The organism is Achromobacter arsenitoxydans SY8 (assembly GCF_000236785.1).
Classification (GTDB): Bacteria; Pseudomonadota; Gammaproteobacteria; order Burkholderiales; family Burkholderiaceae_B; genus Achromobacter; species Achromobacter arsenitoxydans.
Window position 1 is genome coordinate 1 of the sequence record NZ_AGUF01000023.1, and the last position, 22,110, is coordinate 22,110.

At 67.3% G+C, this 22,110-nt stretch carries 23 protein-coding genes, 1 pseudogene and 1 riboswitch; of the genes and pseudogenes, 15 read left to right on the forward strand and 9 right to left on the reverse strand.

The window, feature by feature from the left end; translation table 11 throughout:
- Positions 1–202 (reverse strand): annotated as a pseudogene (locus tag KYC_RS05065) (Tim44 domain-containing protein); the annotation flags it as partial.
- Positions 203–378: 176 nt separating this feature from the next.
- The gene (gene ubiE, locus KYC_RS05070) at positions 379–1,155 is read right to left on the reverse strand and encodes a bifunctional demethylmenaquinone methyltransferase/2-methoxy-6-polyprenyl-1,4-benzoquinol methylase UbiE (protein WP_008159523.1); all 777 of its coding nucleotides are present in this window, start codon (positions 1,153–1,155) and stop codon (positions 379–381) included.
- A 161-nt stretch (positions 1,156–1,316) separates the two neighbouring features.
- Here ubiE and phoB point away from each other — a divergent pair, with 161 nt between their 5' ends.
- The 9 genes from phoB to serA all read left to right on the forward strand — a co-directional run bounded on the left by phoB (position 1,317) and on the right by serA (position 10,673).
- Positions 1,317–2,015 (forward strand): phosphate regulon transcriptional regulator PhoB, encoded by a 699-nt coding sequence (phoB, locus tag KYC_RS05075; protein WP_006227196.1) that lies wholly within the window; start codon positions 1,317–1,319, stop codon positions 2,013–2,015.
- Positions 2,016–2,027: 12 nt separating this feature from the next.
- A complete protein-coding gene (phoR, locus tag KYC_RS05080; protein ID WP_008159525.1) occupies positions 2,028–3,335 on the forward strand; it encodes a phosphate regulon sensor histidine kinase PhoR in 1,308 nt (435 codons plus the stop codon).
- A 111-nt stretch (positions 3,336–3,446) separates the two neighbouring features.
- Positions 3,447–4,181 carry a heavy metal response regulator transcription factor gene (locus tag KYC_RS05085; protein WP_008159528.1) on the forward strand — a complete coding sequence of 245 codons (735 nt, stop codon included), beginning with the start codon at positions 3,447–3,449 and terminating at the stop codon, positions 4,179–4,181.
- Positions 4,182–4,201: 20 nt separating this feature from the next.
- The gene (locus tag KYC_RS05090) at positions 4,202–5,578 is read left to right on the forward strand and encodes a heavy metal sensor histidine kinase (protein ID WP_008159530.1); all 1,377 of its coding nucleotides are present in this window, start codon (positions 4,202–4,204) and stop codon (positions 5,576–5,578) included.
- Between the two features lie 70 nt (positions 5,579–5,648).
- Entirely contained in the window at positions 5,649–6,134 is a 486-nt protein-coding gene (locus KYC_RS05095; protein WP_008159531.1) for a cupredoxin domain-containing protein, read from the forward strand.
- Position 6,135: 1 nt separating this feature from the next.
- Positions 6,136–7,941, forward strand: coding sequence for a copper resistance system multicopper oxidase (locus tag KYC_RS05100; RefSeq protein ID WP_008159533.1), 1,806 nt, complete (start codon positions 6,136–6,138; stop codon positions 7,939–7,941).
- Positions 7,942–7,944: 3 nt separating this feature from the next.
- Entirely contained in the window at positions 7,945–8,826 is an 882-nt protein-coding gene (locus KYC_RS05105) for a copper resistance protein B (RefSeq protein WP_008159536.1), read from the forward strand.
- A 52-nt stretch (positions 8,827–8,878) separates the two neighbouring features.
- Positions 8,879–9,337 carry a DUF411 domain-containing protein gene (locus tag KYC_RS05110; RefSeq protein WP_008159538.1) on the forward strand — a complete coding sequence of 153 codons (459 nt, stop codon included), beginning with the start codon at positions 8,879–8,881 and terminating at the stop codon, positions 9,335–9,337.
- A gap of 136 nt (positions 9,338–9,473) precedes the next feature.
- Entirely contained in the window at positions 9,474–10,673 is a 1,200-nt protein-coding gene (gene serA, locus KYC_RS05115) for a phosphoglycerate dehydrogenase (protein ID WP_043517597.1), read from the forward strand.
- Positions 10,674–10,866: 193 nt separating this feature from the next.
- Here the strand turns inward: serA and KYC_RS05120 are convergent, their stop codons facing one another.
- On the reverse strand, positions 10,867–11,742 hold the full coding sequence (locus tag KYC_RS05120) for a LysR family transcriptional regulator (RefSeq protein WP_008159542.1): 876 nt from the start codon (positions 11,740–11,742) through the stop codon (positions 10,867–10,869).
- Positions 11,743–11,897: 155 nt separating this feature from the next.
- Here KYC_RS05120 and KYC_RS05125 point away from each other — a divergent pair, with 155 nt between their 5' ends.
- From KYC_RS05125 to KYC_RS05140, 4 genes are read left to right on the forward strand one after another with little or no spacing between them, the layout of a single operon-like run.
- Entirely contained in the window at positions 11,898–12,329 is a 432-nt protein-coding gene (locus KYC_RS05125; protein WP_008159544.1) for a VOC family protein, read from the forward strand.
- A gap of 18 nt (positions 12,330–12,347) precedes the next feature.
- On the forward strand, positions 12,348–13,088 hold the full coding sequence (gene pxpB / locus KYC_RS05130; protein ID WP_420796103.1) for a 5-oxoprolinase subunit PxpB: 741 nt from the start codon (positions 12,348–12,350) through the stop codon (positions 13,086–13,088).
- Positions 13,085–14,077, forward strand: a complete 993-nt coding sequence (locus KYC_RS05135; protein WP_008159548.1) for a 5-oxoprolinase subunit C family protein — start codon at positions 13,085–13,087, stop codon at positions 14,075–14,077. The genes pxpB and KYC_RS05135 overlap by 4 nt, the downstream gene beginning before the upstream one ends.
- Before the next feature lie 13 nt (positions 14,078–14,090).
- Positions 14,091–14,858 (forward strand): LamB/YcsF family protein, encoded by a 768-nt coding sequence (locus KYC_RS05140; RefSeq protein ID WP_008159551.1) that lies wholly within the window; start codon positions 14,091–14,093, stop codon positions 14,856–14,858.
- A gap of 23 nt (positions 14,859–14,881) precedes the next feature.
- Here KYC_RS05140 and KYC_RS05145 read toward each other — a convergent pair whose 3' ends face one another.
- Both KYC_RS05145 and KYC_RS05150 read right to left on the reverse strand, forming a co-directional pair.
- On the reverse strand, positions 14,882–15,553 hold the full coding sequence (locus tag KYC_RS05145) for a GntR family transcriptional regulator (protein ID WP_043517599.1): 672 nt from the start codon (positions 15,551–15,553) through the stop codon (positions 14,882–14,884).
- Positions 15,554–15,683: 130 nt separating this feature from the next.
- Complete coding sequence (locus KYC_RS05150) at positions 15,684–16,322, reverse strand: trimeric intracellular cation channel family protein (RefSeq protein ID WP_008159556.1); 639 nt, start codon at positions 16,320–16,322, stop codon at positions 15,684–15,686.
- 222 nt (positions 16,323–16,544) lie between these two features.
- Between KYC_RS05150 and KYC_RS05155 the strand changes: the two genes are divergently transcribed.
- A complete protein-coding gene (locus tag KYC_RS05155; RefSeq protein ID WP_008159557.1) occupies positions 16,545–17,414 on the forward strand; it encodes a universal stress protein in 870 nt (289 codons plus the stop codon).
- 83 nt (positions 17,415–17,497) lie between these two features.
- On the opposite strand, the gene KYC_RS05160 is transcribed toward KYC_RS05155, so the two are convergent.
- The 4 genes from KYC_RS05160 to KYC_RS05175 all read right to left on the reverse strand — a co-directional run bounded on the left by KYC_RS05160 (position 17,498) and on the right by KYC_RS05175 (position 21,632).
- Positions 17,498–18,745: a muropeptide transporter gene (locus KYC_RS05160; protein WP_043517601.1), complete on the reverse strand. Its 1,248-nt coding sequence runs from the start codon at positions 18,743–18,745 to the stop codon at positions 17,498–17,500.
- Between the two features lie 105 nt (positions 18,746–18,850).
- Positions 18,851–19,465 (reverse strand): methionine biosynthesis protein MetW, encoded by a 615-nt coding sequence (gene metW, locus KYC_RS05165; protein WP_008159563.1) that lies wholly within the window; start codon positions 19,463–19,465, stop codon positions 18,851–18,853.
- 2 nt (positions 19,466–19,467) lie between these two features.
- The gene (gene metX, locus KYC_RS05170; RefSeq protein WP_008159565.1) at positions 19,468–20,718 is read right to left on the reverse strand and encodes a homoserine O-succinyltransferase MetX; all 1,251 of its coding nucleotides are present in this window, start codon (positions 20,716–20,718) and stop codon (positions 19,468–19,470) included.
- Positions 20,708–20,789: riboswitch (SAM riboswitch) on the reverse strand. It overlaps the preceding gene by 11 nt.
- A gap of 87 nt (positions 20,790–20,876) precedes the next feature.
- Positions 20,877–21,632: a GntR family transcriptional regulator gene (locus KYC_RS05175; RefSeq protein WP_008159566.1), complete on the reverse strand. Its 756-nt coding sequence runs from the start codon at positions 21,630–21,632 to the stop codon at positions 20,877–20,879.
- 182 nt (positions 21,633–21,814) lie between these two features.
- On the opposite strand from KYC_RS05175, the gene KYC_RS05180 reads away from it, so the two are divergent.
- Entirely contained in the window at positions 21,815–22,096 is a 282-nt protein-coding gene (locus KYC_RS05180) for a UxaA family hydrolase (RefSeq protein WP_008159569.1), read from the forward strand.
- Positions 22,097–22,110: the final 14 nt, after the last annotated feature.

A 22,110-nucleotide genomic window follows, 5' to 3' on the forward strand; every position in this document is an offset into this window, starting at 1 on the left:
CGGTGGCGCCTGCCGTGTTGTTGGCGGCGGCGGGCGGCGTGGTGGCCTGGCGCTGCTGCGTCACATTGGAGGATTGACGCCCGACGCTCGAGCCGCCACCCGCGCGGCGGGCTTCGGCGTCAAACGACGCCGTCACCAGCGCCGCGCCGGAAACGGCGATGAGCGCCGCGGCGACAAACCGCGAAAGACAGAATTTGGACATAGGTTTGCTCCCTCGTACTCGCGCTTCCGCTGCCCCGAGCAACGGAAGGGCCCCGCGAAACGCGGGACCATCTGCGCGACTTTTCTTACAGTAATCTGAATGGCGTAAGAATAACGGACAAGGCGCTGCCCCACAAGTTCCCCGTGGAAGCGCAAAACTTGCCGTTGATTGCCCGATCAGGCCAGGCGCACCCCTTCGTGCAGGGCGGCGATGCCGGCGGTCAGGTTGAAATACTGCACCCGCTCCAGGCCGGCGGTCCGCAGCATGTCGGCCAGGGTCTCCTGGTCGGGATGCATGCGGATGGATTCCGCCAGGTAGCGGTAGCTGGCCTCGTCGTTGGCGATCTTCTTGCCCAGCCAGGGCAGCACATTGAAGGAATACCAGTCGTAGGCCGGCGACAGCGGCTTGGCCACGCGCGAGAATTCCAGCACCAGCAGCTTGCCGCCCGGCTTGAGCACCCGGGTCATCTCGGCCAGCGCGCGGTCCTTGTGGGTCATGTTGCGCAGGCCAAAGGCCACGCTGACGCGGTCGAAGTAGCCCGACGGGAACGGCAGGCGCTCGGCGTCGCACACCGCGGTGGGCACCAGCAGGCCGGCATCCGTCAGGCGGTCGCGGCCCACGCGCAGCATGGAATCATTGATGTCGGTCAGCCAGACTTCGCCCGTGGGGCCGGCGCGCTTGGCGAAGGCGCGGGCCAGGTCGCCCGTGCCGCCGGCGATGTCCAGCACCTTCATGCCAGGGCGGATGGCCGCGCGGCCGATGGTGAAGGCCTTCCAGACGCGGTGCAGGCCGGCGGACATGAAGTCGTTCATGACGTCGTAGCGCTGCGCGACCGAGTGGAAGACCTCGGCGACCTTGCGGGCTTTTTCGCTTTCCGGCACCGACTGGAAGCCGAAGTGCGTGGAACTGGAAGCGGAATCCGCGGATTGTTGCGTTTCGGAGGGGTTTTGCATGGTGAATTCCCGATATATCGTTCAATGGTAGCCTATCGGGCGCGCGGCTGCGGCGGACGGACCCGCCAGATGGTGCGCCGCGGTCACATACCTGAAATATTGCGGCCATACTATCGCAATGTTCGCGCCGCGCCGGCGCTCCGAAGTGTGCCAAATTCCACATGTCCAGCACCATCCTCGTCGTCGAAGACGAACCCGCCATCCAGGAACTGATCGCCGTCAACCTGTCCTTCGCCGGGCACAAGGTGCTGCGCGCCTTCGACGCCGACCAGGCCCAGACCCTGATCCGCGCCGAGCTTCCCGATCTGATCCTGCTGGATTGGATGCTGCCCGGCACGTCCGGCCTGGCCATGGCGCGCAAGCTGCGCAACGACGAGCGCACCCGAGCCGTCCCCGTCATCATGCTGACCGCCAAGGGTTCCGAGCAGGACAAGGTGGACGGCCTGGAAGCCGGCGCCGACGACTACATCACCAAGCCCTTCTCGCCGAAAGAGCTGATGGCCCGCATCAAGGCCGTGCTGCGCCGCCGCGCGCCCCAGCTGACCGACGACGTGATCGACGTGGGCGGCCTGAAGCTCGACCCCGTGACGCACCGCCTGTCGGGCAACAGCCAGTCGCTGCAGATCGGCCCGACCGAATTCCGCCTGCTCCACTTCTTCATGACGCATCCCGAGCGGGTCTTTTCCCGTTCGCAGTTGCTGGACCAGGTCTGGGGCGACCACGTCTTCGTGGAAGAGCGCACCGTCGACGTCCACATCCGCCGCCTGCGCAAAGCGCTGGAACCCAGCGGGCACGACGCGCACGTGGAAACTGTCCGCGGCAGCGGCTACCGGTTTACTGCACAGCTCCCGACGCGGTAAAACTCCCGCACGATGATCTGGCTGCGCACACTTTTCCTGGTCGCCCTGTGGGCGGTGCTGGCCCTGCTCGCGCAATGGCTGCTTGGCGACCCCGCGGGCTGGCTGGTGTTTTCCGCGGCGCTGACCGCCATGCTGCTCTGGCGCAGCTGGCGGCTGACCCTGGTGTCTCGCTGGGCCAACCAGCCCGACTCCGCCCCGCCAGCCTCCGTCGGCCCCTGGGACGACATCCTCGCCCCTCTCTACCGCTACACCCGGGCCCGCGCCCGCGAACTTTCCGAAACCCGCGACACCATGCAGGGCATGCTGGCGGCCGCCCAGGCGCTGCCTGACGGCGCGGTCACCCTGAACGAGGATTTCCAGATCGACTGGTGCAACCGCATGGCGCGCCAGCACCTGGGCCTGCGCCTGCCGGCCGACCGCGGCCACAACCTGCTGAACCTGCTGCGGGCGCCCGAATTCGTGGAATACGCGCATCGCGCCGCGTGGCCCGAGCCCATTCTGGTGCGACTGGGCCAGCAAGGCCAGGAACGGCTGATGATGATGCAACTGACGGCCTACGCCAGCAACCAGCGCCTGCTCATCACCCGCGACGTCACGCAGATCGAACGGCTGGAGACCACCCGCCGCGACTTCGTCGCCAACGTATCCCATGAACTGCGCACGCCCCTGACGGTGCTGGCGGGCTTCCTGGAAACACTGCGGGACATGCCCGAGGACATGCTGCCGCAGGAGCAGCGCGCCCAGTACATCGACATGATGCACGAGCAGGCCCACCGCATGCAGGCCATCGTGGAAGACCTGCTGACCCTGTCCACGCTGGAATCGTCGCCGGGCAGCGACCCGCGCGCCGTCAACATGGGCGCCCTGCTGCAGAAGGCGCGCCAGCAGATCGAGGCTCTGTCGGGCGGCCGGCACGTGCTGGAATGGCACATCGACGAAAGCCTGGACGTGCTGGGCGCCGAGACCGAACTGACGTCCGCCCTGTCCAACCTGCTGACCAACGCCGTGCGCTACACGCCCGACGGCGGCACGATCACCGTGCGCTGGGAACGCGAGCCGGACGGCGGCGCGCGCTATAGCGTCCAGGACACCGGCATCGGCATCCCCGCCCGGCACCTGCCGCGGCTGACCGAACGCTTCTACCGCGTGGACCGCGGCCGGTCGCGCGCCGTGGGCGGCACCGGCCTGGGACTGGCGATCACCAAGCACATCGCGATGCGCCACGACGCCGAACTGCTCATCACCAGCGAGCCCGGCAAGGGCAGCGTCTTCGCACTGCGATTCCCTGCGGACCGCATCGCCCTAGCCGAACCGGCCTGAACTGGCCGGCCACGGCCGCATCCGCATCCGAGCCGCATCCGAGCCGCATCCGAGCCGCATCCGAGCCGCAGCCGCAGCCGCAGCCGCGGCGCGGATGGTAAATTTTCGGCCATGCGCATCCTGGTCATCGAAGACGAACCCAAACTGGCCGACTACCTCAAAAAGGGGCTGTCGGAGCAAAGCCATGTGGTGGACGTGGCGCGCGACGGCCTGGACGGCCGCCACCTGGCATTGGAAGGCGCCTACGACCTGATCGTGCTGGACGTCATGCTGCCGGGAATCGACGGCTTCGAAGTCCTGGCGTCGGTGCGCGCCCGCAAGGACACCCCCATCCTGATGCTGACGGCGCGCGATGCCGTGGAAGACCGCGTGCGCGGCCTGGAGGGCGGCGCCGACGACTACCTGGTCAAGCCCTTCGCATTCTCGGAGCTGCTGGCGCGAGTCCAGGCGCTGCTGCGCCGTGGGCGCTCACAGGAGCCCACGCTGCTGCGGCTGGCCGACCTGGAACTGGACCTGGCGCGACGCCGCGCCCAGCGCGGCGGCCAGCGCCTGGACCTGACCGCCAAGGAATTCAGCCTGCTGGCGCTGCTGCTGCGCCGCCAGGGCCAGGTGCTGTCGCGCACCACCCTGGCCGAACAAGTCTGGGACATGAACTTCGACAGCGACACCAACGTCATCGACGTAGCGGTGCGGCGGCTGCGCGGCAAACTGGACGACCCCTACGACACGAAACTGCTGCACACCGTGCGCGGCATGGGCTACGTGCTGGAATCGCGTCCGGCGGGGGACCGCCCCACGGATGGCCGCCCCGCGGATGGCCGCCCCACGGATGGCCGCCCCACGTGAAGCGCCCCCGCATACGTTCGATGCAGGCGCGGCTGACGCTGCTGCTGGGCGCCATCGCCCTGCTGGTGTCCAGCCTGGCCGGCGCCACGCTGTTCTGGGCGCTCAAGCGCGAGGTTGAACGCCAGGAGATCACCGAGGTCAGCGGCAAGCTCGAACTCATCGACCACCTGATCGACATGCAGAACAGCGCCAGCGGTCTGCACGACCTGGCCGCCACCTTCGACGATATGCGCGCGGGACAGGGGCAGCTGGGCATCTGGATCGTGGACGCGCAGGGCAAGGTCGTCTACGGCGGCGCCGCCCCCGAGACCCTGGAAACGATAGGCGGCCGGCAGGTCGTGCTGCAGACCCCGGACGGCGGGCGCATGCGCGGCCTGCGGGTCGCCATGAACGACCGCATCCTGCCGGGCGCACAGCTGACCGTGGCGGTCAGCACGCGCACCAGCTCGCAGTTCCTGTACGCCTATGGCACCGCGCTGCTGCTGATCTGCGCGCTGTGGGTGGGCGCCACCGTCGTGCTGGCGGCGTGGGCCGTGCGGCGCAGCATGGCGCCGGCGCGCAGGCTGTCCGGGCAGGCCGCAAGCATCCAGCCCGACAACCTGGCGCGGCGCCTGCCGCTGGAAGACACCGACCGCGAACTCCACGAACTGGTGCGCTCCTTCAACCGCACGCTCGACCGTCTGCAGTCCGCCTACCAGCAGATGGAAGGCTTCAACGCCGACGTGGCGCACGAGCTGCGCACCCCGCTGGCGACGCTGATCAACGGCACGCAGGTCATGCTGTCCTCGCCGCGCGACGCGCAGGAGCTGCGCGACGCGCTGGAGTCCAACCTGGAAGAGCTGGAAGACCTGAAGACCCTGGTCAACGACATGCTGTTCCTGGCCCGCGCCGACCGCGGTGAACGCGCCGCCGACCTGGCCGCGGTGTCGCTGGCCGCCGAAGCCCGGCGAGTGGCCGAATACTATGAAGCCACGCTGGAAGAGCACGCCGTGCGGCTGCGCTGCGTCGGGGACGCCACCGTAGCCGCCAACGCAGGGCTGGTGCGCCGCGCGCTGGCCAACCTGATTTCCAACGCAATCAAGGCCACGCCGCGCGGCGGCGAGATCGTGCTGGCCTGTTCGTCGTCCGCCGCCGGCGCGCGGATCGAGGTCCGCAACCCCGGCCCGCCGATCCCGCCCGCCGACCTGCCCCGCATCTTCGACCGTTTTTTCCGGTCGGGCCAGGCGCGCGCCCCGCGCAGCGAGGGCCACGGACTGGGACTGGCCATCGTGCGCGCGATTGCGCGCATGCATGGCGGCGACGTGGATGCCGCATCGGATGCGGCTGGCACCGTGGTCGGCATCACCCTGAGAGGGGCCGAGACGCCTTCCGGCCCCGCCAACATTACAAAAACGTAATCTGCGCGACAGGATCGGGTCACCCCGGTTTGCCTAAAGTGCCAGCACGGTCACTCCTAAAAGGATCCACGTGAAAGGCACCCTGCTCCGCACCACCCAGGCCGCCGCCCTGGCCCTGTCGCTCTTCGCCGGCGCCGCTTACGCTGCCGGCACGCATGCCGGCCACGGTACGCCGGCAGCTTCGGCCCCCATCGGCAAGCCGGGCGATCCCGCCCGCGTGACGCGCACCATCGAGATCGACATGACCGACGCCATGCGCTTCACGCCCGCCAGCATTGACGTCAAGGCCGGCGAAACCGTGCGCCTGAACGTGCGCAACAGCGGCATGATCCGGCACGAACTGGTGCTGGGCACCGATGCCGATCTGAAATCGCATTACGACATGATGATGAAGGACCCCGGCATGCGGCACGAAGAACCCAACGCCGTGTCGCTTGAGGCCGGCAAGCGCGGCCAGATCGTGTGGCGCTTCGACAAGGCGGGCACGGTGTCGTTCGGCTGTCTCGAACCCGGCCACTATGCCGCGGGCATGAAGGGTTCGGTCTCGGTGCTGTGACATGAAAGCGCTACTTCCCCCTTCCCGCCGGCGCTTCGTACAAGGCCTGGCCGCAGGCGGCGCGCTGGCCGCGCTGGGCGGCTGGCGCGCCGCGCTGGCGCAGCAGGCGGCCGCGCCAGCAGCCGAGTTGCGCGGCACCGAATTCCACCTGGAGATCGGCGAAACCCCCGTGAACTTCACCGGCGCCGCACGCATCGCCACCACGGTGAACGGTCAACTGCCCGCGCCGCTGCTGCGCTGGCGCGAGGGCGACACCGTCACGCTGCACGTCGCCAACCGCCTGCGCGAACAGACGTCCATCCATTGGCACGGCATCCTCCTTCCCACTGAAATGGACGGCGTGCCGGGCCTGAGCTTTCCCGGCATAGATCCCGGGCAGACCTTCACGTACCGCTTCCAGGTGCGCCAGAGCGGCACCTACTGGTACCACAGCCACTCGGGCTTCCAGGAACAGACCGGCCTGTACGGCGCCATCGTCATCGACCCGCGCCGCCGCGATCCCATCGCGTCCGACCGCGACTACACGGTGCTGCTGTCGGACTGGACCGACGAAGACCCGATGCGCCTGTTCAACAAGCTGAAGGTGATGCCCGACTACTACAACCGCATCCAGCCCAGCGTTCAAAGCCTGGCGGCCGACGCGCGGGACAAAGGCTGGCGCGGTGCGCTGGCCGAACGCCTGATGTGGGAACAGATGCGCATGAACCCCTCGGACCTGGCGGACGTATCCGGTTCGACCTACACCTTCCTTACCAACGGCGCCACGCCGGCCGGCAACTGGACGGGACTATTCACGCCGGGCGAGCGCGTGCGACTGCGCTTCATCAACGGTTCCGCGATGACGTACTTCGACGTGCGCATCCCGGGCCTGAAGATGACGGTCGTGGCGGCGGACGGGCAGGACGTGCGCCCCGTGGAAATCGAGGAATTCCGCATTGGCGTAGCCGAAACCTATGACGTGATCGTCGAACCCCGGGAAGACCGCGCCTACACGATCTTTTCGCAGGCCATGGACCGCTCCGGCTACGCGCGCGCGACGCTGGCGCCGCGCGCCGGCATGCAGGCCGAGGTGCCGGCACTGGACCGCGTGCAGTTGCTGGGCATGATGGACATGGGCATGGCTCATGACATGGGCGGACAAGGCGCGGCCGGGCACGACATGGCCGGCATGCAGGACAGCGGCCCGGCCGGCGGGGCGGACCACGCGGGGATGAACCATGCGGCCATGCCGGGCATGGATCACGCCGGCATGCACGGGTCCGGCGCGAATCAGGGCGGCATGGTGGAGGTCAGGCACCCATATCCCGCCGAACGCGGCGTGGGCAATTCCATGCTGCCCGACGTGGTGTCGACGCGCCTGGACGATCCCGGTGTCGGCCTGCGCGACAACGGCCGCCGCGTGCTGACCTACGCGGACCTGCACTCCATGCGCGAACCGGACGACAACCGGCCGCCCTCGCGCGAGATCGAGCTGCACCTGACGGGCAACATGGAACGCTACATGTGGTCGTTCAATGGCGTGAAGTTCTCGGACGCCAAGCCCATCGTGCTGCGCTACGGCGAGCGCGTGCGCTTCGTGCTGGTCAACGACACGATGATGACGCATCCGATCCACCTGCATGGGCTGTGGAGCGACCTGGAATCGCCCGACGGCGCGTTCCAGGTGCGCAAGCACACGATCACCCTCAATCCGGCGCAGCGCCTCAGCTACCGCGTCAGCGCCGATGCGCGCGGGCACTGGGCCTATCACTGCCATCTGCTGTATCACATGGAGGCCGGCATGTTCAGGGCGGTCGTGGTGGAGTAAACGATGAAAACAAGCAAACTCCGGCGCCTCCCGCTGCGCGCCAGCGCGATCGCCTTTGCGCTGGCGGGCCCCGCGGCCTGGGCGCAATCGGGCGGCATGGACCATTCCACTATGCCCGGAATGGATCACGGGTCGATGAGCCACGCGCCCGCGGCCCCGGCCGCCGCGCCGCCCGTCGGCAGCCTGCCCGCCAGCGACGGCGCGGGCGAGCGCGGCTACGACAGCTACGGCATCCATCCGCACATGATGGACAACGCGCCCACGTGGCAGGTGCTGTTCGACAAGTTCGGCTTCGCGCGCAATCGGGACGGCCAGAATGCGCTGGAGTGGGACGGCCGCTTCTGGGCCGGCACCGCCACAAACCGCCTGCTGATCAAGAGCGAGGGCGAACGCGAAAGCGGCGGCGGATCGGACGGTAAGGTCGAAGCCTTCTGGAGCCACGCCATATCGCCGTTCTGGGACCTGCAGCTGGGCGCGCGCCGCGACATCGGCACGGGCCCCAAGCGCAACTGGGCCGCGATCGGCATCGAAGGCGTTCTGCCCTACAACATCGAACTGGAGACCACCGCCTACGCGGGTTCGTCCGGGCGCACCGCGCTGGCGCTGAAGGCCGAATACGACCTGCTCCTGACGCAGCGGCTGATCCTCACGCCCGAACTGGAGGCCAGCCTCTACGGCAAGGACGACGCGGCGCGCGGCATCGGCTCGGGCCTGTCGCAGGGCGCCTTTTCGCTGCGCCTGCGCTACGAGGTCACCCGCGAATTCGCGCCCTATGTTGGCGTATCCTTTGAACGCAAGTTCGGGCAGACCGCGAGCTACGCGGCCGATGCGGGCGAAAGCCGGTCGCAGGCCGCCATCATCGCGGGCGTGCGCTTCTGGTTCTGACCGCCGGCGCCCGACCATCCGAGAAGCCCTTCAATTTTCTGCACGGAGCATCATGAACGTTTCCCGCCTTACGCGCCGCCTGGTTCTCGCCGCGGCCCTGTCCGCCCCCGTCATCGTCGCCGCGCAGACGCCCGTCAAGGTGCAGGTCTGGAAGACGCCCACCTGCGGCTGCTGCGAGGACTGGGTCAAGCACATGCGCGACAACGGCTTCGAAGTCTCCACGCACGACGTCCAGGACACCGGCCCGATCCGCCGCAACGCCGGCATGGCGGACTACGGGTCCTGCCACACCGCCATGGTGGAAGGCTACGCCGTAGAAGGCCACGTGCCGGCCAGCGACGTGCGCCGGCTGCTGCTGGAAAAGCCTGACGCGGCGGGCCTTGCCGCCCCGGGCATGCCGCTGGGATCGCCCGGCATGGACGGCCCCGAATACGGCGGCCGCAAGACGCCGCACGACGTGGTGCTGGTGGACAAGCAGGGCAAGGCCAAGGTCTTCCAGGCCTACCGCTAAGCGGCGCACTGGCGGCGCGGCCGCGGCCGCGCCCTGAAACAATTCATCCACACCGGCTCAATGGCTACTCCTTGCACTGCAGCAAAAATGGTCCACAATAAATAAAACGCGTTTCTCACCCACCCCCTTGGCTGTCATGGCACAAATCGTCCTGTTCGAGAACATCCACCCGAGCGCCCGCGCCGTCTTCGAGGCTGCCGGCTACACCGACATCGTCACGCATGCCGCGGCCCTGCCGCCGGCGCAATTGCACGACGCCCTGCGCGGCGTGCAAGTGGCGGGGATACGTTCTCGCACGCACCTGGATGCCGCTTTGCTGTCCGGCAACCCCGACCTGCGCGTCGTCGGCTGCTTCTGCATCGGCACCAACCAGGTGGACCTCGATACCGCCATGCAGCGCGGCATTCCGGTCTTCAACGCGCCCTTCTCCAACACCCGCTCGGTCGCCGAACTGGTGCTGGGCGAAGCCATCCTGCTGCTGCGCCGGATCCCCGAAAAGAACGCCCGCGTCCACCTTGGCCACTGGGACAAGAGCGCGGCGGGCGCCTTTGAAACCCGCGGCAAGACGCTGGGCATCGTGGGCTACGGCAATATCGGCTCGCAGATCAGCACCCTGGCCGAAAGCCTGGGCATGCGCGTTATCTACCACGACGTCGAAGCCAAGCTGCCGCTGGGCAACGCGCGCCCCGCCGGCACGCTGAACGACCTGCTGGAGCAGGCCGACGTGGTGACGCTGCACGTTCCCGGCGGCAAGTCCACCGAAAACATCATGAACGCCGAGACCATCGGACGCATGCGCCGCGGCTCCATCCTGATCAACGCGTCGCGCGGCACGGTCGTGGATATCGCCGCGCTGCACGCGGCGCTGAAGTCCGGACACCTTGCCGGCGCCGCGCTGGACGTGTTCCCCACCGAGCCCAAGGGTCCGGACGAACCGCTGGCCAGCCCGCTGATCGGCATGCCCAACGTCATCCTGACCCCGCACATCGGCGGCAGCACGCAGGAATCGCAAGAGAACATCGGCCGCGAAGTGGCCGAAAAGCTGGTGCGCTTCCTGCAGGCCGGCACCACCAAGGGCGCGGTCAACTTCCCCGAGCTGCCGTTCCTGGAACAAGCCGGCGGCACGCGCATCCTGCACGTCCACCGCAACGCGCCAGGCGCGCTGGGCGCGCTGGACAACCTGATGGCGCAGCACGGCCTGAACATCGTCAGCCAGACCCTGCAGACCCGCGGACAGATCGGCTACGTGATCACCGACGTCGAGGGCGAAGTCGACGACATCGTGATGGCCGACTTGCGCAACCATCCGATCACCGTGCGCTGCGACCGGCTGTAAGAACAAGCGCCGCTAAAGACAAGAGCCCCTTCGGGGGCTCTTCTGTTATGGGGCAACAGGCGTCACGCCCTGGCGGCATGTGTCTGACACCCGCTGGAGACTCCCTCGACAGTTGTCAGACACGCGCAAAATGCACCAGGTGTCTGACACCCTCAAGAGCCGCCCTCCGCCGTGCCCCGACGTCCCGAGGGTGTCAGACACCGGCCGAATCCGCCGCCGCCCTCACCAGACACTCCGCGATCTTCTCGCGCACGCTGCCGGCATCGAAGGGCAGGCGCCCGATGATGCCGATCTCGCGATGAAAGGCCAGCCCGTCCAACTGCAGCAGACGCAGTCCCGTCATGTCCAGCCGCCGCAGCCTGGGCAGCAACGCCACGCCCAGGCCATGCCGCACCATGCCCGCGATCGCCTCGATCTCGTCCAGCTCCACGGCCTCGTGCACATTAATGCGGTGCTTCTTCAGGAAGACGTCCACCACGCGCCCGCCGAACGAGGCGCGGTCGTAGCGGATGAACGGCTGGGTCGCCAGCAGCTCGCGCCAGGGCGCGGGCGGCATCGACTCGGGCATGGCCAGCATCACCGGCTCGCTCATCAGCGGCTGCCAGCCCAGTTCGGGCGGCAGGGCGAACGGCGGCCGGATCAGCACGGCCAGATCCACCTCGCCGGCGTCCACCTGGCCCAATAGCGACAGCGAAACGCCGGGCACGATCCGCACCCGGACGTCCGGATACGCCGCCCGGAACTCGCCCACCGCATGCACCAGCAGGTCCTGCTGCACGGAAGCAATGGCGCCGATGCGCAGCGACCCGCTGACATGGCCCGCGCCCGCCGACGCGGCCATGCGCTCGGCCATGGAAACCAGTTCCTCGGCCTGCGGCAGCATCTCTCGGCCATGGGCGTTCAGCACCGCGGCGCGCGGGCCGCGGTCGAACAGTTCAACCCCCAGGTATTCCTCCAGGCGCTTGATCTGCGCGCTGACCGCGGATTGGGTCAGGCCCAGCTGGGCTCCCGCCCCTGTGAACGTGCCGTCACGCGCCACCGCGAGAAAGGTCTTGAATTCCTTGATCACTATCAATAATTTCGATGGTAAGGCACAAAAAATATCGTTTTTCAATAAAAAAAACAATACCTAAACTAGCGTCAGGTGCTAAGGCCTACCCGAATTGCGGCAGGCCGGCATTCTGACCGATCATTATTTTTTCTTTGCCTGACCCGGAGCCTTGCATGTCCGCTCAAACCAACCTGCCGCCGTTCCACCTGGCCTTCCCCGTTCGCGACCTGGCCGAAGCCCGCGCCTTCTACGGCGAAAAACTGGGCTGTCCGGAGGGCCGCAGCTCGCCCGAATGGATCGACTTCAACTTCTACGGCCACCAGATCGTGGCTCACCTGGCGCCCAGCGAATGCGGCCACAAGGCCACCAGCGCCGTGGATTCGCACAATGTGCCCGTACGCCATTTCGGCGCCGTGCTTTCCATGGAACAATGGGAAACCATGGCCAAGCGCCTGACCGACGCCGGGACCGAGTTCGTGATCGAGCCCTACATCCGCTTCAAGGGCGAAGTGGGCGAACAAGCCACGATGTTCTTCCTGGATCCGTCGGGCAATGCGCTTGAATTCAAGGCGTTCAAGAACATGGATTCGTTGTTCGCCAAGTAATCCGTCCCTACAGGTTTCGTGCCGTTGAACGCTATATCCAACACTCATTCTCCGGCCGAAACCCGCTGGCGCATCCTGCCCCAGGGTGACCGCTGCCTGATCATTTCGTTTGGCGAGCAGATCGACGCGGCGATCGGCCGGACCTGTTTGGCCGCGGCCCGCAAGCTGCGCGATGCGCAGCTGCCCGGGGTAACCGACGTGGTGCCTTCTTTTGTCGCGGTGGCGGTGCATTACCGGCCCGGCGGACACGGCGAAGGCCCCACCTACTCCACGCTTTCCGAACACATCCACGCCTTGCTGGCCGACGGCATCCCCACCGACGCGGCCGGCGGACGAGAAATCGACATCCCCGTCTGCTACGGCGGCGAACACGGCCCCGACCTGGACGACGTGGCGCGCGCGGCCCGCCTGACGCCCGACGGCGTCATCCAGCTGCACAGCGAGCGCCGCAGCATGGTGTTCATGCTGGGTTTCGCGCCAGGCCACGCCTATCTGGGCGTGCACGACGAAAAACTGAACATTCCGCGGCGCTCCTCGCCGCGCACCGCGGTGCCCCAGGGCTCCGTGGCCATCGCCAACCGGCAGACCGTCATCTATCCGAACCGGCTGCCGGGCGGCTGGAACATCATCGGCGCCACGCCCCTGGTGATGTTCGATCCTGCCCGCGAACCCGCAGCCCTGCTCCAGCCCGGGGACGCGGTCCGTTTCGTGCCGATCAGTCCCGACGAGTTCGACCGCATCCGCGGAGCCCGGCCATGAGCATCACCGTGATCAAGCCCGGCATGCTGTCCAGCTTCCAGAACTGCGGGCGCGAAGGCTACCAGCACCAGGGCATCCCCGCGGCGGGCGCCATGGACGAACGCGCCCACCGGCTGGCCAATGCGCTGGCCGGCAACGACGGCGACCCCGCCACGCTGGAAATCACCCTGACGGGCCCCTCGCTGCGCTTTGACGTCCCGGCCTGTTTCGCCCTGGCCGGCGCCGACCTGGGCGCCACCCTCAACGATCAGGACATTCCCCTGCTGCGCCCGCTGGTCGCACGCGCCGGCGACGTTCTGGCATTCGGCGCCCGGCCGGCGGCAGGCGTGCGCGCCTATCTGGCCGTGCACGGGGGCTTTGCAATCACACCCGTCATGGGCAGCGAAACCACCTACCTGCGCAGCGGCTTCGGCGGCTTCCACGGCCGCGCGCTGCTCAAGGGCGACGTCGTCGCCCTGCGCCAGCCGCTTGCGCAGGACCGCGACGCGGACGCCTTGCAGAAAGACCTCTGGAACATGCGCGTCTATCTGCCCGCTGTGCTGGGCAACAAGCGGCGCGAATACATCCGCTTCCTGCCCGGCGTGCACTGGCCGGAATTCTCGCAGTCCAGCCGCCGGGCCTTCGGCGCCGCCGAATTCCGCATCAGCCCCCAGTCGGACCGCATGGGCTACCGCCTGCTCGGCCGGCCGCTGACCATGCACCAGCCGCGGCAGATGCTGTCCGAGGCCGCCTGCTTCGGCACCGTGCAGGTGCCGTCGGGCGGCGAGGCCATCATCCTCATGGCCGACCGGCAGACCACCGGCGGCTATCCCAAGATCGCGCAGATCGCCACTGTGGACCTGCCGCTCCTGGCGCAGTGCGCGCCCGGCGAGGTCCTGCGCTTCCAGCAGATCGAACTCGAAGACGCCCAGCGCCTGGACGGCGAGCGCGAGCGCGCCTTCGCCCAATTGCAGGAAGCGCTGGCGCCGCTGCGCGCGCTTCTGGCCTAGAAAGGAAACCGCGATGACCACCCGCATTGATATGAACTGCGACATGGGCGAAAGCTATGGCGCCTGGACCATGGGCAACGACGCGGCGGTGCTGCAGTACGTCAGCTCCGCCAACATTGCCTGCGGCTTCCACGGCGGCGACCCCGCCACCATGCGCAAGACCGTGGCGGCGGCGCTCAAGCAGGGCGTGGCGATAGGCGCCCACCCCAGCCTGCAGGACCTGGCCGGATTCGGGCGCCGCGTCATCCAGATCAGCCCCGACGAAGCCTACGACATCGTCGTCTACCAGATCGGCGCTCTGGCCGGGGTGGCGGCCTCGCAAGGCGCGCGCCTGCATCATGTGAAGGCGCACGGCGCGCTCTACAACATGGCCGCCAAGGACGAAAACCTGGCGCGGGCCATCTGCCAGGCGGTCAAGGACGTGGACGCCTCGCTGATCCTGTACGGCCTGGCCGGCAGCAAGCTGATCGACGCCGCGCGCGCCATCGGCCTGACGGCCGCCAACGAAGTCTTCGCCGACCGCTCCTACCAGGACGACGGCTCGCTCACGCCGCGCACGCGCGCCGGCGCCATGATCGAAGATGTGGATCAGGCTGTGGCGCAGGTGGTGCGCATGGTGCGCGAAGGCCTGGTGCGTTCGGTGGACGGCAAGGATGTGCCGGTGCAGGCCGACACGCTCTGCATCCATGGCGATCAGCCCAACGCGCTGATTTTCGCCAACGGCATCCGCCAGGCCCTGGAACAGGCCGGCATCGAAGTTCGCACGCCGCCCCGCGCGTAACGGCTTGGCGCGGCGCCCGGATTTCAGGCGTCCTGCAGCGCCGCCTCGCGGTAGGCCCCCAGGATTTCCGGCAGCACTTCCAGCACGTAGCGGCGCGTCAGGTCCGCCGCGCGCTCGAAGGCGCGGTCGCCCAACGCCTGGATGATGCCTTCGGTGTAGGCCGCGATCGTATTGGCCTCCAGCGACTGCCGGGCCAGCAGATAGCCCAGCGGCTCGATCTGCTCATACAGCTTGCTGAGCATGGTGGTCAGCGGCGCATTGCCTGTAAAGCGCGCCGCCGCCAGGTAGAAATCGCGCGAGGCCGCGATGAACTCGCGCGCATCGCCCCGGCCCGTCGCCGCGACAATCTCTTCATGCAAACCGCCCAGCTCGGCCACGAGCGGGCCCACGTCGGGCATTTCGGCAACCTGCCGGATGCAATAGGCATCCAGCTCTGCGCGCAGCATGTACAGGTGGCGGATCTGGGTTTCGGTATAGAGCGTGACCCTGAAACCCTTGCGCTGGATGTGCGTAACCAGACCGCTCAGCTCCAGCAGGCGCAGGGCTTCCCGGATAGGGCTGCGGCTGGTGCCGAATCGTTGCTCCAGTTCCTGTTCCCGCAACGGCTGCCCGGGCCGGATAGTGCCGTCCACTATCAACTCACGAATCTGTTCCTGTAGGAAATATGGAATCGTGGCGGGCGCTTTGACGTCCAATCGGCTCCCCTTTTACTGCGCAATGCATGGTATGAGACACCGACAAGATACTAGAAATCTCTTGAAACATAAATAGTATTACTATTTCATTCAGTAAAAAGCCGGCTTTTCCCCTTGGTGCGGGACGGCCTCAGTCCCAGTCGTCCCGATAGACGAATTTGGGCATTTGCCAGTTGAACCGCAGCGCCAGCAGGCGCATCGCCAGCCCCGCGGCCAGCGCGATGGGCACGGACGCATTGGCGGACAGGCCCAGGGCCTGGGATCCCAGGTACAGGCCCCCCGTCACAAGCGACACGCTGGCGTACAGCTCCTTGCGGAACAGCAGCGGCACCTCGTTGCAGAGCACATCGCGCAGCACCCCGCCAGCGCAGCCGGTGATCACGCCACTGATCAGCACCACGGTAAGCGGCAGCTGCATCATTTGCGCCACCTGGCAGCCGATGACCGTGAACGCCACCAGGCCCAGGGCGTCGGCCAGCAGGAACACACTGCGCAGCCGCCGCATGACCGGCGCGATCAGCGCGGTCAGAATCGCCGCGCCGCCGGTCATCCACAGGTATTCCGGATGCGCGACCCAGGTCAGCGGATAGTGCCCCAGCAGCATGTCGCGCAGCGATCCGCCGCCCAGGGCGGTCACGCAGGCGATGATGCAGACGCCCATCCAGTCCATGTCCCGGCGGCCCGCCGACAGCGCCGCGGTCATCGCTTCGGCCACGATGGCTACCAGGTACAGCGTGTGCAGCAGGACAGGCGAGATATCGGTGAACATGGCTCGAACAAGGGCAGAAAGAGGCCACATTGTATTGAGCCTTGCGCGGCGCCGGCGGCATTGCCTGCCGGCGCATCATCCCGTACCCTCGTTCTTGCGTTGATATCAATCAAGCACCGTCTCGTTTCGCGGCGAGACAATAGAGACGTGCCCGACCGGGCGCTAATGAGCCGGCAGTGCGGACGCGGGAGCCGCCCTCTGGCCACAACCGGGAGAAAACGTATGACACAGCAAATTGGCCCCATCCTTCTGGCGACCGACCTGAGTGCACGCGGCGACCGCGCCCTGGATCGCGCCCTGCAACTGACCAAGGAACTGAACACCAAGCTGATCGTGCTGCATGTCATGGAGTCCCATGCCACGCCCGCCCGCCTGACCACGCCGGTGTGGCGGCGCCTGTCGTCCGACCACAAGAGCCTGGCTGAACGCGAACTGGCCGAAGACCTGGCGGCCGCCGAAGTGCCGACGGAAGTGGTGGTCGTCAACGGCGATCCCCTGGCCCGCATCATGGAAACCGCAGACGCTTACGGGTGCTCGCTGATCGTCACCGGCACCGCCCGCGACGAAACCCTGGGCCGCCTGCTGCTGGGCACCACCGTGGAAAAGCTGGCCCGCCAGGCCCGCCAGCCGGTGCTGGTCGTGAAGACTCGTCCGCGCAAGCCCTACCACGACGTACTGGTCGCCACCGACTTCTCCGACGGCTCGCGCCAGGCCCTGCGCGCCGCGCTGCAGCTGGTGCCCAACGCCGACCTGACCCTGTTCCACGCATACGATGTGCCCTTCCAGGGCGTGAACACCCCCGACGATGCCGTCGTCAGCAGCTTCTACAAAACTTCGGAACAGGCCGCTGCGCGCTTCATCGCCGAAACGCCGGAACTGCCCAAGGGCATGCCGACCAAGGTGGTGCTCGAAGCCGGCCAGCCCGAGACCGTGCTGTCCGAATACTCGTTCAACCACCGTTCCGACCTGGTCGTCACCGGCACCCACGGCCGCACGGGCATCCTGCGCACCGCCATCGGCAGCGTGGCCGAGCGGCTGCTGGAATCCCTGCCCAGCGACGTGCTGATCGTCCGCCTCTCCGGCGAGGAATAGCCGCGCCATGCGCCGGCGTCCGAGTCCCCGGGCGCCGCGCTTGCGCAGGGCGTAGCCTTACGCCTGCGCACAACAGGGCCGGGCTACGCCTCGCCCTGTTTTTCCATGTCGTCGATCGTGCCGCGCAGGATCTTCAGCAGCACCAGTCCCGGCAGCGCAATCACGACCGTCAGCAGGAAAAAGCCGGGCCAGCCCATCCAGTTCACCAGCGGCGGCGTCAGCGGCCCCGCCAGATAGGTGCGCCCCACGGCCGACAGCGCCGACAGCAGCGCGAACTGCGTGGCCGAAAACCGCTGGCGGCACAGCGCCATCAGCAGACCGACAAACGACGCCGTGCCCAGCCCGCCGCACAGGTTCTCGATGCCGACCCCCGTGGCCATCAGCCAGATGTTCTTGGGACTGACCGCGATCAGCCAGTACGCCAGGTTGGACACGGCCTGCAGCAGCCCGAACGCCATCAGCGACCGATACAGCCCCCAGCGCGCCATGAGCGATCCGCCGGCCAGCGCGCCGATGATCGTGGCCGCCAGCCCCAGCACCTTGTTCACGGTGCCGACCTCGGTGGGCGTGAAGCCCGCGCCGCGGATAAGGAAAGTGGTGGACAGGGCCCCCGCGAACGCGTCGCCCAGCTTGTACAGCACGATCAGGAGCACAACCGCCAGCGCGCCGCGGCGGGTGAAGAATTCGTGCAGGGGCTCGGCCACCGCTTCGCGCAACGTGCGGGGCGGGCGCGCGACGTGCTCGGGCTCGGGCGCCCATAGCGTGGCAAGCGCGCACAGCAGCATCAGCCCGCCCATCAGCATGTACGTATTGCCCCAGCCGATCCACTGATCGGCCATGATCAGCGCCAGGCCGCCCGAGACAATCATGGCCAGCCGGTAGCCCATGACCTTGATGGCCGCGCCCGCACCCCGCTCTTCTTTGCGCAGCACGTCCGTGCAATAGGCGTCGAACGCGATGTCCTGCGTGGCCGACAGGAAGGCCACCAGCACCGCCAGCAGGGCCAGGGGCATCAGCGCCGACGACGGCGACAGCGCGCCCATCGCCAGGATGGCCACTGCCAGCAGCAGTTGGGTCACGAGCATCCAGCCGCGGCGCCGGCCCAGGAGCGGCGGCGCGTAGCGGTCGACCAGGGGGGCCCAGAGGAATTTGATGGTGTAGGCCGTGCCTACCAGGGTGAGGTAACCGATGTCCTGAAGCGAAACGTCTTCGACGGTGGCCCAGGCCTGCAAGGTGCCGCTGGTTAGCGCCAGCGGCAGCCCGCTGGCAAACCCCAGGACCAGCAGGGGCGCGACGCGGGGGCTGGTGTAGACGTTGGGTGCAGCGGTGATGACGGTCTCCTGAAACGTGGCCGGCGGCGCGGCAGGCGCCGGCCGCGGGCTTGGGCATTTTAGGGCCTGTCGGCCCGTCCCGTCAGGAGGATGCGTGTCGGAATGTCAGGGCGAAGCGAAACGGTACACCGCCAGCGTGCTGCGCCAGCTGGGGAACAGCCGCACTTCCTTGCCTTCGTTGAAGGTGGCGCGTTCCAGGATGTTCACGTTCACGTCGTCCGCCAGCTGTTCGAAGTCGCGCAGCGTACACAAGTGAATGTTGGGCGTGTTGTACCACTGGTATGGCATCTGGCCCGTCACCGGCATGCGGCCGCGCAGGATGGACCAGCCGTGCGGCCAGTAGCCGAAATTGGGAAACGACACCACGCCATGGCGCGCCACGCGCGCCATCTCGCGCAGGATGTGTTCGGTGCGGTGCATGGACTGCAGCGTTTGCGACAGCACTACCGTGTCGAACTGCTTGTCGTCGAACAGCGCCAGGCCGTCTTCCAGGTTCTGCTGGATGACCTCGACCCCGCGGCGCACGCAGGCGATCACGCAGGTGTCGTCGAGTTCCACGCCGGCTCCCTTTACCTGGCGATGATCGCGCAGGTGGGCGAGCAAGGCGCCGTCGCCGCAGCCCAGGTCCAGGACGCGGCTGCCGGGCTCGATCCAGCTGGCGATGCGCGCCAGGTCGGGCCGCAGCGCGCCGTGGGCATAGCGGGGAGTCACGGGGGTCATTCTCAGGATCCTTCGGTCAAGGCGGCGCCCAGGCCCAGTTCGCGGGCGATGCGCTCGTAGTAGCCCCGCACCACGGCGTGGTAGCGCGCGTCTTCCAGCAGGAAGGCGTCGTGGCCGTGCGGCGCATCAATTTCGGCGTAGGTGACGGGGCTGGCGTTCTTGAGCAGGGCGCGCACGATCTCGCGCGAACGCTCCGGCGGGAAACGCCAGTCGGTCGAGAACGACACCAGCAGGAAATTGGACTTGGCCGGCGCCAGCGCACGGGCCAGGTCGCCGCCGGTCATGCGGGCCGGATCGAAGTAGTCCAGCGCGCGCGTGATCAGCAGGTACGTGTTGGCGTCGAAATAGCGGGTGAACTTTTCACCCTGGTAGCGCAGGTAGGACTCGACTTCGAATTCGACGTCGTAGCCGTAGTGGTAGGCGCCGTTCTCGGCCGGCGCGCGCTGCGCGCGGCCGAATTTCTCGGCCATGTCGTCGTCGGACAGGTAGGTAATGTGGCCGATCATGCGCGCCACCGACAGCCCGCGCCGCGGCACGGTGTCCTGCGCGTAGTAGTCGCCGCCGTGGAAATCCGGATCGGTGATGATGGCGCGGCGCGCGACTTCGTTAAAGCCGATGTTCTGCGCCGACAGGCGCGGCGTGCTGGCGATCACGATGCAGTTGGCGACGCGCTCGGGCAAGGTGATGGACCAGCTCAGGGCCTGCATGCCGCCCAGGGATCCGCCCATCACTGCGGCGAAGCGCTCGATGCCGAAGTGGTCCGCCACCCGCGCCTGCGCGCGCACCCAATCTTCGACCGTCAGCACCGGGAACGCCGCGCCCCAGGGCTTGCCGGTCTCGGGATTGAGGCTGGCCGGTCCGGTCGAGCCGAAGCACGAGCCCAGGTTATTGACGCCGATCACGAAGAAGAGATTGGTGTCCACCGGCTTGCCGGGGCCAACCATGTTGTCCCACCAGCCCACGTCGGTGGGGTTGTCCGCCGCCTGGCCCGCCACGTGATGCGAGGCGTTGAGCGCGTGGCAGATCAGGACCGCGTTGGTGCGCTGGGCATTGAGCGTGCCGTAGGTTTCGACGGCGAGCTCGTACGACGCCAGCGACTGGCCGCTGAGCAAGGGCAGCGGCTCATCGAAACGGATGAAGGTGGGAGCGACGAGGCCGACCGAACCGGGATCAACGGTTGCGGAAGTCGTGACGGTTGCGGGGACGAACCCGCTGGCCGAATCACCGGCCAAATTCTGGGCAGGAGTGGTCATACGGACCTCTTTAGCTGGATTTATTGGAAGGCGCCCGCAAGCGGATCAGGCAAATCGGCGCCGAAAATTGGGTAGTGCGGCAGGAATTCTAGCACTGCTTGCCGCCGTGTTCCGCAAGGCGGGCGGGCCGCCCTCCCTGCGGAACCGTGCGCGGCGACTCAGGCGCCGGCCTCCCAGGGTTCCTGCCCCAGGTACTCGTAGCGCTCGGTGTTCACCCGCGACACGCGCCATTCCACCGGCTGGCGGTTGTATGAAAACGCGATGCGGCGGATCTCGAGCAGGGCGCTGCCCTCGGGGACGCCCAGGCAGCGCGCATGCGTGCGCTCGGCCAGGCAGGTCCGCAGGCGCTCGTCGGTGGCGATGACGTTCACGCCGAACAGGTCCTGGTACAGCGCGTACAGCGTGCTGGCGCGATCGCGCAGATGCGCTTCGGTCAGCCCCGGAAAGCGCGACTCCGGCAGGCAGACATCGTCCGCCATGACCACGTCGCCGTTGAGCGACAGCACGTTCAGGAATTCATACACGTAGGCGCCCGCTGGCAGGGCCAGCTTCTCGCGCGCCACCGCAGACGCCTTGACGCGCCGGAAGCGCTGCAGCTCGGTGGTGGGATACGACTTGCCGCCATCCTGCCCGACGATGCGGAAGAACTTGAAGAAGTGGTGGTTGCGCGTATGCACCGCGACGTAGGTGCCGCGCCCCTGGTGGCGCACCAGGATGTTCTCGGCGGCCAGGTCGTCGATGGCCTTGCGCAAGGTGCCGATTGATACGCCGAAACGCTCGGCCAGGTTCTTTTCCGGGGGGATCGCCTCGCCCTGCTTCCATTCGCCTTGCGCCAGCGCGGCAAGCACGGCCTGCTTGACCTGTTCATACAAGGGACTGCCCAGAGGCACAGTCGGTGACAGGCTGGTGTTCATGGGTGCATCGCAATATTCACGGACCCCCAGTGTAGCGGCGGCCGCGCTTTTTCCTCAAGTCATCCAATTCATATATATGATGTAGTTGACTTTGAAAAAAGGCCGCCATAAGATTTCCTGGCCGTTGTGATCCGCGCCGCGTGCAACACCCCGGCGGCGCTTCTGACCAAGAGAGGAAGACAATGATTCACGCCGTATTGCACGATGCGAAGGACACGGTGGCGGTCGCCGTGGTGGAAGGGCTGACCGCCGGAACGGAGCTGAACGCCTGGATCATGGATGAAGACAAGATCATCCATGTGCGCGCCTCCCAGGACATCCCCATCGGCCACAAGGTGGCGATGAAGGACATGGAAGTGGGCGACACGGTCTTCAAGTACGGCGTCGACATCGGCCGCGTGGTGGCCCCCATCAAGGCCGGCCAGCACGCCCATGTGCACAACATCAAGACCAAGCGCTGGTAAGCGTCCCCCCATCG